Origin of the sequence: Streptomyces sp. NPDC006174, from assembly GCF_040614075.1 — a bacterium.
Lineage (GTDB): Bacteria > Actinomycetota > Actinomycetes > Streptomycetales > Streptomycetaceae > Streptomyces.
Map to the genome: position 1 here is coordinate 856,985 of NZ_JBEXTJ010000001.1, position 13,066 is coordinate 870,050.

8 protein-coding genes and 1 pseudogene are annotated in these 13,066 nt (G+C 70.8%); 5 read left to right on the plus strand and 4 right to left on the minus strand.

Annotation, left to right across the window (positions count from 1 at the left end; genetic code table 11):
- Positions 1–25: 25 nt before the first annotated feature.
- From ABZ267_RS03855 to ABZ267_RS03870, 4 genes are all read left to right on the plus strand, one after another.
- Positions 26–1,453 (plus strand): tannase/feruloyl esterase family alpha/beta hydrolase, encoded by a 1,428-nt coding sequence (locus ABZ267_RS03855; protein WP_356748184.1) that lies wholly within the window; start codon positions 26–28, stop codon positions 1,451–1,453.
- 89 nt (positions 1,454–1,542) lie between these two features.
- A complete protein-coding gene (locus ABZ267_RS03860; protein ID WP_356748186.1) occupies positions 1,543–2,340 on the plus strand; it encodes a 3-hydroxybutyrate dehydrogenase in 798 nt (265 codons plus the stop codon).
- A gap of 118 nt (positions 2,341–2,458) precedes the next feature.
- Positions 2,459–3,859 (plus strand): MFS transporter, encoded by a 1,401-nt coding sequence (locus tag ABZ267_RS03865; protein WP_356748188.1) that lies wholly within the window; start codon positions 2,459–2,461, stop codon positions 3,857–3,859.
- A gap of 74 nt (positions 3,860–3,933) precedes the next feature.
- Positions 3,934–5,838 carry a GAF domain-containing protein gene (locus tag ABZ267_RS03870; RefSeq protein ID WP_356748190.1) on the plus strand — a complete coding sequence of 635 codons (1,905 nt, stop codon included), beginning with the start codon at positions 3,934–3,936 and terminating at the stop codon, positions 5,836–5,838.
- 16 nt (positions 5,839–5,854) lie between these two features.
- Here ABZ267_RS03870 and ABZ267_RS03875 read toward each other — a convergent pair whose 3' ends face one another.
- Both ABZ267_RS03875 and ABZ267_RS03880 read right to left on the minus strand, forming a co-directional pair.
- Positions 5,855–6,040 carry a hypothetical protein gene (locus ABZ267_RS03875; protein ID WP_356748192.1) on the minus strand — a complete coding sequence of 62 codons (186 nt, stop codon included), beginning with the start codon at positions 6,038–6,040 and terminating at the stop codon, positions 5,855–5,857.
- Between the two features lie 39 nt (positions 6,041–6,079).
- A pseudogene (locus ABZ267_RS03880) lies at positions 6,080–6,780 on the minus strand (DUF4394 domain-containing protein); the annotation flags it as partial.
- 1,168 nt (positions 6,781–7,948) lie between these two features.
- On the opposite strand from ABZ267_RS03880, the gene ABZ267_RS03885 reads away from it, so the two are divergent.
- Positions 7,949–10,066, plus strand: a complete 2,118-nt coding sequence (locus ABZ267_RS03885) for an FG-GAP-like repeat-containing protein (protein ID WP_356748194.1) — start codon at positions 7,949–7,951, stop codon at positions 10,064–10,066.
- Between the two features lie 176 nt (positions 10,067–10,242).
- Here ABZ267_RS03885 and ABZ267_RS03890 read toward each other — a convergent pair whose 3' ends face one another.
- Together ABZ267_RS03890 and glyA are read right to left on the minus strand one after the other, a co-directional pair.
- Positions 10,243–11,628: an L-serine ammonia-lyase gene (locus tag ABZ267_RS03890; RefSeq protein ID WP_356748196.1), complete on the minus strand. Its 1,386-nt coding sequence runs from the start codon at positions 11,626–11,628 to the stop codon at positions 10,243–10,245.
- 170 nt (positions 11,629–11,798) lie between these two features.
- Complete coding sequence (gene glyA / locus ABZ267_RS03895) at positions 11,799–13,058, minus strand: serine hydroxymethyltransferase (RefSeq protein ID WP_356748198.1); 1,260 nt, start codon at positions 13,056–13,058, stop codon at positions 11,799–11,801.
- Positions 13,059–13,066: the final 8 nt, after the last annotated feature.

Here is a 13,066-nt window from a genome sequence, read left to right on the forward strand (position 1 = left end):
CGCCGACCCGACGGAGACCTGGAACATGCCAGTCGACCCACCTGCCACCCACCGCCGATGGCTCCGCCCCGCCGCTCTCGCCGCCGCCGCGCTGACCGCCTGGACCGCCGCTCCGGCCACCGCCGCACCCTTGCCGCCGGCCACCGCCCGTCCCGCCCACTGCTCCCGTATCGACACGCTCGAAGTCCCGGGCGCAGAACACCAAAAGGCCTCCTGCCTCACCGAGTTGACCACCGCCGGCACCGTAGCCTCAGGTCACACCGACCCCGCCGACTGGGCCGGCCTCACGCCGGAAGGCCTGGCGACGCCCAGAGGCGTTTCCGGCATCCAGATCGACGGCTACTTTCCCGACTCCTCCACCACCAACACCAACCACGGCTGGAACCACGACGCGCAGTTCGTCATCCGCCTCCCGGACCGCTGGAACGGCGGCCTGGTCGTCTCCGGCGCGCCAGGCCTGCGCGAGCAGTACGCCAACGACCGGGCCTTCGGCGACTGGGCGGTCGCGGGCGGCTACGCGTTCGCGACCACCGACAAGGGCGCGACCTCCGCCGCCTTCCACCGCGACGGCAGAACCCCCGGCGACGCGCTGGCCGAAGGCAACCACCGCGTCACTCAACTCACCCGCGCGGCCCGCCAGGTCGTCGCCCGCCGCTACCACCGCCCGCCCACGCGCACGCTGGCGATGGGCCTGTCCAACGGCGGCTATCTGGTGCGCTGGCAGCTGGAGAACCATCCCGAGCTGTACGACGGCGGCGTGGACTGGGAAGGCACGCTCTGGCGCACCGAGGGACCGAACCTCCTCACCTTCCTGCCGACGGCGCTCCGGCACTATCCGGCGTACGCGGCCGAAGGCGCGGGCGCCGAGCAGGCGCACCGGGCGATGACGGACGCCGGTTTCCCGGCCGGTTCGGAGTTCCTCTGGCCCTTCCACCACCAGTACTACTGGGACCTCACCCAGCGCGTCTACCGCGAGGAGCTGGACCCGGGATTCGACGGAGCGACGGAGGCCGGCACGCCGTTCTGCACACCCGGCACTCCGGCCTGCGACGCCGACTACGTCTACGCCGACCGGCCGAAGGAGGTCCGGAAGGCCGTCGCGAAGATCGCGCTGACCGGCCGCATCGGCAAGCCGCTCATCAGCTTCCACGGCACCTACGACGTCCTTCTGCCGATCTCGCGCAGCTCGGACGTCTACGCGCGGCTGGTGAAGCGCGAAGGCCGTGGCCACCTCCACCGGTACTACCGCGTCGAGGCCGGCACGCACGTGGACTCGCTCGCCGACGCCTTCCCGGGCCGGGTGCGGCCCTTGGTGCCGTGCCACCGTTCGGCGGCCGCCGCGCTGGAACGCTGGCTGGATCATGGCGTACGGCCTCCGTCCAGCCGCACGCTGAAGCCGCCGTCAGGAGCGGATCCGGCGAAGCTGCTCACGTACTGCCCGCTGAACGGTTAGACAGTGGTGGCGGCCGCCACACCGGCCGCCACCACTGTGGTGGTCCGTGCCATGGGATGTCCGGCCGGGTGTCTCTAGCGTTTCCGGCCATGACGAGCCAATTTCACGCAGCGCCCGGTCCCTCGGTCCAGGCAGCCGGAGCCGTGGACCTCAGCGGGCGCACCGCTCTGGTCACCGGTGGCGGCAGCGGCATCGGACGGGCCACCGCCGAGGCGCTCGCCGCGGCCGGGGCCCTCGTGCACGTGGCCGACCGCGACGCCGACGCCGCGAAGGCCGTCGCCGCCGCGACCGGCGGAGTGGCCCATGTCGTGGACCTCGCCGACGCGGAGGCGGTCGGCGCGCTGCCGAGGGCCGTGGACATCCTGGTCAACAACGCCGGGCTCCAGCACGTGGCGCCCATCGAGGACTTCCCGCCGGACCGGTTCGCGCTGATCCAGAAGGTGATGCTGACCGCGCCGTTCCTGCTGATGCGCCACTGCCTGCCGCACATGTACGCGGGCGGCTGGGGCCGGCTGGTCAACGTGTCCAGCATGCACGGCCTGCGGGCCAGCCCTTTCAAGTCCGCGTACGTCGCCGCCAAGCACGGCCTGGAAGGGCTGAGCAAGGTGGCCGCGCTGGAAGGCGCCCCGCACGGTGTGACCAGCAACTGCGTCGACCCCGGTTACGTACGGACTCCGCTGGTCGAGGGCCAGATCGCCGCGCAGGCCGCCGCGTACGGCATCGCGTCGGACGAGGTCGTCGCCGATGTCCTGCTGGACCGGTCCGCGATCAAGCGGCTGATCGAGCCCGAGGAGGTGGCCGCCGTCTGCGTCTGGCTCTGCGGCCCGCACACCTCGTACATCACCGGCGCCTCCCTCCCCGTCGACGGAGGCTGGAGCGCCCGCTGAACCCCGCTCTGCCTCCGGCCCCACCCGTCTCCGGCCCCCACCGAAGCCGGCGCACCACCCCCGTACCACCCGCATCCCCGTCCCTGATCCACCTGCCAACGAAACGCGGTGACTCACCATGGGTTCCCCAACCTCCGCCCAGCCCTCCGCTCCGCCCGGCACCAGCCGCATCGGCCGGATCGTCGCGGCCAGCCTCGTCGGCACCACCATCGAGTGGTACGACTTCTTCCTCTACGGCTCGGCCGCCGCGCTCGTCTTCAACACGCTGTTCTTCCCCAGCAGCGACCCGCTCGTCGGCACGCTCCTGGCCTTCCTGACGTACGCGGTCGGCTTCGCCGCCCGGCCGCTCGGCGGCGTCGTCTTCGGCCACTACGGCGACAAGATCGGCCGCAAGAAGCTCCTGGTGATCAGCCTGCTCATGATGGGCGGCGCCACCTTCCTCATGGGCCTGCTGCCGACCCACGCCAGCATCGGCGTCTGGGCGCCGATCCTGCTGACCGTCCTGCGCCTCGTCCAGGGCTTCGCGCTCGGCGGTGAGTGGGGCGGGGCCGTGCTCCTCGTCTCCGAACACGGCGGCGACCAGCGGCGCGGCTTCTGGGCTTCCTGGCCGCAGGCCGGAGCGCCCGGCGGCAACCTGCTCGCCACCGGTGTCCTGGCGCTGCTCGCCGCCGTCCAGTCCGACGAGGCCTTCCTCGCCTGGGGCTGGCGCATCCCGTTCCTGCTCTCCGGCGTCCTGGTGATGCTCGGCCTCTGGATCCGGATCTCCGTCGAGGAGTCCCCGGTCTTCCTGGAGGCGCAGGAGAAGGCGCGGGAGCGGGCGGCGGCGGGCGTCAAGGAACAGCCGCCGGTCGTCGCGGTGTTCCGCAAGAACTGGCGCGAGGTGCTCCTCGCCATCGGCACCCGGTTCGGCGAGAACATCTCGTACTACATCCTCACCGCGTTCCTCCTCGTCTACGTGACCGTGCACCTGGAGATGTCCAAGAGCGACGCGCTGAACGCCGTACTGATCGGCTCGGCGGTCCACTTCGTCACCATCCCGCTGTGGGGCGCGCTCTCCGACCGGCTCGGCCGCCGGCCCGTCACGCTGATCGGCGCTCTCGGCATGGCGGTCTGGGCCTTCGGATTCTTCGCGCTCCTGGACACCAAGTCCTTCCCGGTGATCGTCCTCTCGGTCACCGTCGGACTGCTGCTGCACGGCGCGATGTACGGGCCGCAGGCGGCCTTCATCTCCGAGATGTTCGACACGAAGGTCCGCTACTCCGGCGCCTCGATGGGCTCGCAGCTCGCCTCGATCATCGGCGGCGCGCTCGCTCCGCTGATCGCGGTCGAGCTGCTGAAGGACTACCGCTCGTCCGTTCCGATCTCGCTCTACCTCTGCTTCGCCGCGCTGGTCACGGCGGTGACGGTGTGGATCGCGAAGGAGACCCGGGGCCGCGACCTGGCCAAGGACGGCCTGGAGGACTCGGTTCCGGCGGCACCGGCCGCCACCGTCAAGGACTCGGTCCCGCTCGGCCGCTGACCTCATCCCTCTCCCGCGCGCCCGGCTCCACGGAGTGCGCGGGAGAGGCCGTTCCTCCGGAAGGCGATCACCGTATGCTCACCGGCGTGACAGCCCCCGGACCCCAGCACTCCGCAGCGGCCCTGCGCCGGCTGCTCGACCTGCTGGCGCACGGCGCGGCGGCCGAGGAGTTCGACCGGCCCGCCGCCACCGCGCGGGAGGCGGGCGCCCCCGCCGCCGAACTGGCCGAGATCGCCGAGGCCACCACCGTGGCGCTGCGGATCCGGCGCACGCTCAGCCAGCACCGGGTCCGCGAGGCGCAGCTCACCGCGCTCTTCGACACGGCCAGCGACCTCGCGGCCCTGCGCGACCTGGACGCCGTCCTGCGGGCCATCGTCCACCGGGCCAAACTGCTGCTCGGCACCGACGTCACCTACCTCTCGCTCAACGACGACGCGGCAGGCGACACGTACATGCGGGTCACCGACGGCTCGGTCGCCGAGGCGTTCCAGAAGGTGCGGCTCGGCATGGGCGAGGGCCTCGGCGGCCTCGTCGCCCAGACGGCCCGCCCGTACGCGACCGGCGACTACGGCGCCGACACCCGCTTCCACCACACCACCACCATCGACAGCGCGGTCTCGGACGAGGGGCTGCGCGCGATCCTCGGCGTACCGCTGCGGCTCGGCAGCCGCATCATCGGCGTCCTGTACGCGGCCGACCGCGCACCTCGCGAGTTCACCGCCGGAGAGGTGGCGCTGCTCTCCTCGCTGGCCGACCACGCGGCGATCGCCATCGACGGGGCCCGGCTGCTGGAGGAGACGCGGGCCGCGCTCGTCGACCTCAACGCCGCCTCCGAGACGATCCGCACGCACAGCGAGGCGATGCGCCGCGCCGAGGAGGCCCACGACCAGCTCACCGATCTCGTCCTGCGCGGCGGCGGCGCCGACGACGTGGCCGCCGCGCTCGCCGACATCCTGGACGGCGGCATCCTCATCCACGACGCGGACGGCGCCGAACTCGCCCGAGCCCGCACCGAACCGCAGCCTCCGCCGACCCCGGCGGTCGCCGCCTCCCGGGCCCGTGGCCGGGCCGTCCCGCTCAACGGCACCTGGGTCTGCGCGGTCCTCGCCGGGCCCGAACTCCTCGGCTCCATCGCGCTGACCAACCGCGCGGGCCTGGCGGACGCGGACCGGCTGCTGTTCGAGCGGGCCAGCGTGGTGACCGCGCTGCTGATGCTGCTGCGCCGCTCGGTCGCCGAGACGGAGGACCGGGTACGCGGTGAGCTGCTCGGCGACCTGCTCTCGCGCACCGGCGACCCGGGCACGCTGACCGCTCGGGCGCGCCGCCTCGGCGTCGACCTGGGCCGCCTGCACAGCGTGTTCGTGGCCCACAGCGAGGTGGCGCCGCGCCACCGCCTGCTGGCCGCCGCCGCGCGCAGCGCCCAGACCCGCAACGGCCTCGCCGGTCTCCACCACGACCACGTCGTCCTGGTGGCCCCTTCCGGCACACCGGGGCCGGACGCCCAGACGCTCGCCGCCGAACTGGCCCAGGCGGCCGGCTGCCCGGTCACCGTCGGCGCGGCCGGCCCCGCCACCGGCCCGGCCGAACTGCCCGGCGCCCACGACGAGGCCACCCGCTGCCTCTCCGCGTTGCGCGCGCTCGGCCACACCGGGAGCGGCGGGGCGACAGCGGACCTGGGCTTCATCGGCGTACTCCTGGGAGACCAGGCCGACTTGACCGGCTACGTACGCCGGACGCTCGGTCCGGTGCTGGACTACGACGACGCCCGCTCCACGGATCTGGTCGCCACCCTGGACGCGTACTTCGCGCAAGGCGCGAGCCTCACGCGCACCAAGACCCTGCTCCACGTCCACGTGAACACGGTGGTCCAGCGCCTGGAACGCATCGGCCGCCTCCTCGGCCCGGACTGGAACGAGCCGCCGCGCACGCTGGAGATCCAACTGGCCCTGAGACTGCACCGTTTGACGCAGGGCCTGTGAGCCGGTCCGGTTTCGGTCACTCCTGGCGGCCGTAGGCACGGACGGCGAGCGGGCAGAAGACGGCGAACAGGATGGCCGACCACAGCAGGTCGACCGGCGCGGCCAGGCTGCTGCCGAGCTCACCACGCGCACCGCCCCGGTAGCGACCCCGGCACTCCCGGGCGTACCGGTACGGAAGCCGCGCCCCAGGCGCCTCCCGCACCACCCGCCGCCTCGCCGGGCAGAGCGCTGGTCACCGGCAGTAGATGTCGAAGCCGGCGTCCGGTCCCGCGTCCGCGCCGAGGTTTCCGGTCGGGGCGAGGGTGCCGGCGTTGGCGGGTGACTGGAGGGAGAGGCGGTCGGTGAGGGTGTCGATGTCGAACAGGGTGGTCGCGGTGGCGGTGTTGAGGTCGTTGTTGGGGTAGGCGGCGCCGGTGACGCCCTGGGCGGTGGAGGGTGGTGTGGTGGGGTTGGTGAGGGTGCCGTCGGTGGTGGTGCCGGGGGGAGCGGTGTTGTCGTCGATGTTGTGCCGCAGGTTCTGTCCGGTGTCGCTGATGACGCGGAGCCGGTTGGCGGCGGGGTTGAAGTCGACGCCGAACCGTTTGCCGGAGACGGTGAGCTGGGAGACCTTCCGGGCCTGGGCGTCGGAGGTGCCGAGGGTGTAGATGCCGCCCTTGTCGCCGACGCCGTAGAGCTTCCCGTTCTGGACGCGGAAGTCGATCCCGACGATCTTGGTGTTTCCGTGCAGCCCGGCCACCTTCCGATGGCCGAGGTCTCGGCGGGCCGGTGGACCCCGCACGCGACCAACCGCTGGTCGGCGGTCAGCCCGATGGCGGTGAGCGCCTGGTGCCCGCGGTGGTCCATGGTGGGCCCGCCGTGGCCGTCGGCGGACGCCAGGGCCGGTACGGAGAGGGCCGCGACCACGGCGGCGGATACAGCGACGACGGTTCTACGTGTACGCATGACGCTCCCGGAGAAGCGCGGTGTCCCGCCCGGAATACCGAGCGGTTTCACGGCTGCTCCGGAGCCCGGGCGTGCGCGGATGGGCCGCGTCCTCGAAAGGCACCCGAATGGAGCCACGAACTCGCGATGAGGGGATCACGTGCCGGAATTCTCCTCGTCCGCCCGCGCGAACGGATCGAGAGCCACGACCGGGCCTGGATCCTCCGCCACCGCCCCTTGCGCAGGAAGGATAGGGAAAGGCCGGCTTCCACGCTCCAGGCAGATTTCGACGTGCCCGCCGGACGGAATACCAAGGGAAGCGAAACGGCGCACAGGGGCAGCTTCTTGTGGTGCCGGGCCCGACCAACTGCCCGTGCAGGCAACTCCGCAGGAGATTCTGCTTCTCCAGCTCCCTGTCGGCATCCGGCCCTTGACCCGGCATCAGCGATGCTTCACCTTGCCAACACAACTCGCCGTGCAACCCTCATGGCCTGTGGCGGAAATCACTCTGAATGCACAGAACATACTGCGTTTTGCATGGTTTCCTCCCGTCGACTTGATGACTATTTCGTGCTGGTATAGCGAAGAGGGTGAAGCTCGCCGAGTTCGGGGAGCCTCTCGTCCGCCGGGGGAAGATAAAGGGCTGCTTCACGGGGAGTTGAGGCATGCCCGGCCGACTGATGATGGATTTCCCTGCAGTTGGATTCGATTCCTGTGCGGAGCATCCGGCAGTCGGCGGCGGACTTGGGGATCGAATGAGCAGGACAAGATCTGCTTCAAGGCGGGCACTCCGGCTGACCGGTCCTGGACCTTCCCGCGGCTTTCACGACCAAGGGCAGGAACGACACGACCGCGGTCGGCATGACCGTGGGTACCGCAGGGCTTCGTCGACCGCGGGTACCGCAGGACTTCGTCGGCAGGCTCCACACAGCCGGCGGCCGGCACGCCCTCTGCCTCTCGCGCAGCGTCCGGTCGAGCCGAGGGTACGGCCATGCTTCACTTTCCCGGGCATGGGCGTCCGTACCGCCCGGCGTGGGTGCGATGGAGATCCGTGCGGGCCGACTGACGCACGGCCTGCGCCTTTCCGGGCGGTCGGCGCTCACCCATAGCCGCCTCCGCTTTCATACCGGCCTGAAACGGCCTTTCTTTCAGCAAGGAAACTTTTGTGTATGTGAAGTCCTCCCGCCGTGTGCGGAGTACAGCTCTGATCGCGGCGGCCGCCGCGATCGGCGCTTTGACCACTGCCTCACCGGCTCAATCCCTGTCCGGTGGCGCAGTCAGCGGCACCGCTTACGCGTTCACGGCGAAGATCGACATAGGCCAGGGCGACGCGCAGCGGTCCTGCACCGGAGCGCTCGTGGACCCCTACTGGATCGTGACCGCCTCCTCCTGCTTCGCCACGAACCCCCAGGCGCCCTCCGCGGTGCCCACAGGGAAGCCCGCGCTGAAGACGGTCGCGACCATCGGCCGCACCGACGTGACCGCCACCAGTGGCGGTCACGTCAGCGAGATCGTGCATATCGTCCCGCGGGCGGGACGTGACCTGGTGATGGCGCGTCTCGCCTCTCCGGCCGGCGCGATCAAGCCCGTGGTACTCGCCACCGCTCCCCCCGCGGATGGTGAGGAGTTGACGGTCGCCGGCTACGGTCGCACGAAGCACGAGTGGATCCAGGGCAAGCTGCACGCGGGCACCTTCAAGGTCGACAGCAGCACGACTCCTTCCACACTGCTGTCTCCCGCGAGCGCTGGTGCCGCTGTCTGCAAGGGTGACGCGGGGGGCCCGGTGCTGCGCACCCTGGCCAACGGCGCGTTCGAGTTGGTCGCGGTCAGCAGCCGGTCGTGGCAGGGGGGTTGCCTGAACGAGACGGAGGAGCGCACCGGCGCGGTGGCCACTCGGGTGGACAACACGGTTCTCGGTACCACCCTCCGAGCGGGTCGGCAGCTGGCTTCCGGGGACTCCCTGACCGCGAACTCCGCCAGGCTGACGATGGGGGCCGACGGCAACCTGGTGGTCGCCTCCAACGCGAACAAGACCCTGTGGTCCACGGGTACGGGCGGGAACCCCGGAGCGGTCGCGGCATTCGGTGCCGATGGAAACCTCACGGTGAAGTCCGCGGACGGCAGCGAGACGCTGTGGGAGTCCAAAACCTCGGCTGCCGGCGGGAAGGCCGTGCTCCAGCACCGCGGCAACCTCGTCATCCAGGATGCCGCGGGCAAGACCCAGTGGGCCGCCGGTACCGTGATCCGCCACGACTACGACGGCGACGGACGCAGCGACATGGCCGGCTGGTACGACCATGCCGACGGCAGGGACAGGATCCGCACCTTCACCGGCAAGGCCGACGGAGGCTTCGACAGTCCTCTCGGCAGCTGGGAGATTGCTGCGGGCAACTACGACACCGCCAGCATGAAGCGCACCACCGGTGACTTCAACGGCGACGGTCTGGGCGACATCGCGTCCTTCTACGCACATGCCGACGGCCGTGTCGCGCTCCGCACCTGGCTCGGCAAGGGCGACGGCAACTTCGCCAATCCTCTGCTCTCGTGGATCTCCGAGCCCAAGACCTGGACCTTCAGCCGGATCATCGTCCAGACGGGTGACTTCAACGGTGACGGCCGCGACGACATCGCCACGTGGTACGACTACGCCGACGGCAGCGACAGGATCCACACCTTCCTCTCCAGGGCCGACGGTGGCTTCGCGGCCCCCTTCTCCTCGTTCTACCGGGCCGACGGCTGGAATGCCTCGGCCATGAGGTTCGTCACCGGCGACTACAACGCCGATGGCCGCGACGACCTCGCCACCCTCTACGAGTACGCCACCGGCGACGTCAAGCTGATCACCTTCACCGCGAAGCCTGACGGCGGGTTCAACGACGTCGCCACCCACGGCTGGGAGTCCAGCGGCTGGAACGCCGCCCGGGCCAGCGTCCACTCCGGTGACCTCGACGGTGACGGCCGCGACGACATCGCCGTCTGGTACGACTACGCCGATGGTCACGACGGCGTGATCACCTTCACCGCCAGTGGCGAGGACGGCAAATTCGGTAACCGCCGGGAGGTGTGGACCGCTCCCGCCGAACGGTACTGGCGCGTCAACATGCAGATCGTCACCGGTGACTACAACGGCGACGGGCGCGACGACCTGGGCGCCCTCTACGGCTACGCCGACGGCAGGGTGAAGGCCTTCACCTGGACCGCCAAGCCCGACGGTTCGCTGAACGAAGCCCTGGGCAGCTGGGAAACCCCGACCGGGGTCTGGACCTTCGACCGCTTCCGGACGATCGAGGGATACAACAGCCCCTGATCACCTCATCGCGCCTCCCCAGGGAGCCGGTGTGAACACCGGCTCCCTGGGGACCACGGCCGCGAGCCGTCGGCCGCGTCGTGACGCGGGTACCGGGCGAGCCCGGCACCCGCGTCACGACGACCGCTGCGTCCAAACCGCTCACCGCACCGCACACAGGTCAGTGCCCACGCCCCTCAGCACTCGATGATGTTCACCGCGAGCCCGCCCCGGGCCGTCTCCTTGTACTTGACGCTCATATCGGCGCCCGTCTCCTTCATGGTCTTGATGACCTTGTCCAAGGAGACCTTGTGGCTGCCGTCGCCGCGCAGCGCCATCTTCGCCGCCGTGACCGCCTTCACCGCCGCCATGCCGTTGCGCTCGATGCACGGGATCTGGACCAGGCCACCGACCGGGTCGCAGGTCAGGCCCAGGTTGTGCTCCATGCCGATCTCGGCGGCGTTCTCCACCTGCTCGGGAGAGCCGCCCAGGACCTCGGCCAGGGCGCCGGCCGCCATCGAGCAGGCCGAGCCGACCTCGCCCTGGCAGCCGACCTCGGCGCCGGAGATGGAGGCGTTCTCCTTGAAGAGCAGGCCGATCGCGCCGGCGGCCAGGAGGAAGCGGACCACGCTGTCCTCCTTCTCCGCCTCGGTGCAGCCGCCGGAGGCGAAGTTCATGTAGTAGTGCAGGACGGCCGGGATGATGCCCGCCGCGCCGTTGGTCGGTGCGGTGACCACGCGGCCGCCTGCCGCGTTCTCCTCGTTGACCGCCATCGCGTAGAGGGTGATCCACTCCATCGCGTGGGCCTGCGGGTCGCCCTCGGCGCGCAGCTGGCGGGCCGAGTTGGCGGCGCGGCGGCGGACCTTGAGGCCGCCGGGGAGGATGCCTTCGCGGGACATGCCGCGCGAGACGCACGCCTGCATGACCCGCCAGATGTCCAGCAGCCCCGAGCGGATCTCCGCCTCGGTGCGCCAGGCCAGCTCGTTCTCCAGCATCATCTGGGAGATCGAGAGGCCGGTCTCGCGGGCCAGGCGCAGCAGCTCGTCGCCGGTGCGGAACGGGTGCCGCAGTGCCGTGTCGTCCGGGACGATCGGGTTCTCGCCCGCCACCGCGTCCTCGTCCACCACGAAGCCGCCGCCGACCGAGTAGTACGTCTTCTCCAGGACCGGCGCGCCCTCGGTGTCGTACGCGAAGATCGTCATCCCGTTGGCGTGGTACGGGAGCGCCTTGCGGCGGTGCAGGATCAGGTCGTCGTCGAAGGCGAACGCGATCTCGTGCATGCCGAGCAGGTTGATCCGGCCGGTGGAGCGGATCTCCTCGACCCGGCCGTCGGCGGACTCCACGTCCACCGTCTGCGGCGACTCGCCCTCCAGGCCGAGCAGGACCGCCTTCGGGGTGCCGTGGCCGTGGCCGGTCGCGCCGAGGGAGCCGTACAGCTCGGCCCGTATCGAGGTCGTGTGCGCGAGCAGGCCCTCGTTCTTCAGGCGGCGCGCGAACATCCGGGCGGCCCGCATCGGGCCCACCGTGTGGGAGCTGGACGGGCCGATGCCGACCGAGAAGAGGTCGAAGACCGAGATGGCCACGGGAGGACTCCTTGGGGGTTGGAAGACGCCGTTGTCTGCCTGGGCGGTGCGGGACAAGCGGGGCAAGCGGGAGAAAACAAACGGGAGAGGGGCAAGGAACGGGGCACCGCGCTCACTCTCCTCAGTGTGCGCGGTGCCCCGTCCGGATGCGCGGAACCGCAGGCCAGGTGCTACTTCAGACCGGGGTACAGCGGGAACTTCTCGGCCAGCGCGACCACGCGGGCCTTGAGGTCGTCGGCGTCGTACGACGGCTTGAGCGCGGCGGCGATGATCTCCGCGACCTCGGTGAAGTCCTCGGTGCCGAAGCCACGCGTGGCCAGCGCCGGGGTGCCGATCCGCAGGCCCGAGGTGACCATCGGCGGGCGCGGGTCGTTCGGGATGGCGTTCCGGTTGACCGTGATGCCCAGCTCGTGGAGCCGGTCCTCGGCCTGCTGGCCGTCCAGCTCGGAGTTGCGCAGGTCGACCAGGACCAGGTGCACGTCGGTGCCGCCGGAGAGGACGGAGACGCCCACCTCGGTGACGTCCGGCTGGACCAGGCGCTCGGCCAGGATCCGCGCGCCGTCCAGCGTGCGCTGCTGGCGCTCCTTGAACTCCTCGCCCGCCGCGATCTTGAACGAGACCGCCTTGGCCGCGATCACGTGCTCCAGCGGGCCGCCCTGCTGACCCGGGAAGACCGCCGAGTTGATCTTCTTGGCGAGCTCCTGCGTGGAGAGGATCACGCCACCGCGCGGACCGCCGAGCGTCTTGTGCGTGGTGGTGGTGACGACGTGGGCGTGCTGCACCGGGTTGGGGTGCAGCCCGGCCGCGACCAGGCCCGCGAAGTGCGCCATGTCGACCATGAGGTACGCGCCGACCTCGTCCGCGATCCGGCGGAAGGCGGCGAAGTCCAGCTGGCGCGGGTAGGCGGACCAGCCGGCCACGATCAGCTTCGGCTGGGACTCCTTGGCGAGGCGCTCGACCTCCTCCATGTCCACGATGCCGCTCTCGTCGACGTGGTACGGGACCACGTTGTAGAGCTTGCCGGAGAAGTTGATCTTCATGCCGTGGGTCAGGTGACCGCCGTGGGCCAGGTTCAGACCCATGATCGTGTCGCCCGGCTTCAGCAGCGCGAACATCGCGGCGGCGTTCGCCTGCGCACCGGAGTGCGGCTGGACGTTCGCGGCCTCGGCACCGAACAGGGCCTTGACGCGGTCGATCGCGATCTGCTCGACCACGTCGACGTGCTCACAGCCGCCGTAGTAGCGGCGGCCGGGGTAGCCCTCGGCGTACTTGTTGGTGAGGACGGAGCCCTGGGCCTCCATGACCGCGACCGGAGCGAAGTTCTCCGAGGCGATCATCTCGAGGGTGGACTGCTGACGGTGGAGCTCGGCGTCGACGGCGGCGGCGACGTCCGGGTCCAGGTCGTGGAGGGAGGAGTTCAGAAGCGACATCAGGGGGT